Origin of the sequence: Dermabacter sp. HSID17554 (assembly GCF_003989295.1) — a bacterium.
GTDB classification, from domain to species: Bacteria; Actinomycetota; Actinomycetes; order Actinomycetales; family Dermabacteraceae; genus Dermabacter; species Dermabacter vaginalis.
Map to the genome: position 1 here is coordinate 1 of NZ_RBLW01000018.1, position 834 is coordinate 834.

An 834-nucleotide genomic window follows, 5' to 3' on the forward strand; every position below is an offset into this window, starting at 1 on the left:
ATCCATGACCTGTTCGCCCGCGCCGATCACCTGGTGGTAGCCGCACCGCTGACCGAGGCCACGCGGCATATCATCAACCGTGAGGTCCTGGGGAGCGCCAAGCCGGGATTGCACCTGATCAACATCGCGCGGGGTGGTTTGCTGGATCAGGAGGCGCTGCTCGAAGCGCTGGATAACGGTCAGATCGTGCTGGCATCACTGGATGTGACAGAGCCGGAGCCGTTGCCGGAGGGACATCCGCTGTACAGTCATCCGCGCGTGCGCTTATCGCCGCACACCTCGGCGATTTCCACGCGCAGCCAGCATGAGATCGCCGACGCGTTCCTGGCCAATCTGGAGCGTTACCTGGCTCAGCAAGCACTCCACAACCGGGCCAATTAACAACCGCCGGCGAGGCGCTCGCGTAGAAACTCCACCAGCGCCTGCACCGGCCGCGAACTTTGCCGGTGCTGCGGGTACACCGCCGACAGGGTCAGGGGGTCGGGGGCGTACTCATCCAGCAACGTCACCAGGCGCCCGTCCTTCAAGGCATCGGCGACGATAAAGGTCGGCAGGTAGGTGACGCCCATTCCGGCGATGGCTGTGTCGCGCAGCAGCTCGCCATTATTGACGCGCATACGCCCGCTGACATGCAGCGACTGCAACTTGCCCTTGGCCTGGAAACGCCACTGCACCTGGCGGCCGTGACCATAGGGCAGGCAATCACGGCCGGCCAGGTCTTCAGGCTTTTGCGGCGTACCGCGCACGGCCAGGTAGTCGGGGCTGGCGCAGTACACACGCTGCACGCTGGCGATGCGCCGAGCGATCAGGGTGGAATCCTCCAGGGTGCCGATG

2 protein-coding genes are annotated in these 834 nt (G+C 64.9%); one reads left to right on the forward strand and one right to left on the reverse strand.

Going from position 1 to position 834, the window contains the following annotated elements; all coding sequences use genetic code 11:
- Nucleotides 1–381: NAD(P)-dependent oxidoreductase (locus D8M36_RS10010; RefSeq protein WP_274542655.1), on the forward strand; the 381-nt coding region annotated here is incomplete at its 5' end.
- Here D8M36_RS10010 and D8M36_RS10015 read toward each other — a convergent pair.
- Nucleotides 378–834, reverse strand: a 457-nt coding sequence (locus tag D8M36_RS10015; protein WP_193877159.1) for a substrate binding domain-containing protein, incomplete at its 5' end; no start/stop codon positions are given. The genes D8M36_RS10010 and D8M36_RS10015 overlap by 4 nt on opposite strands.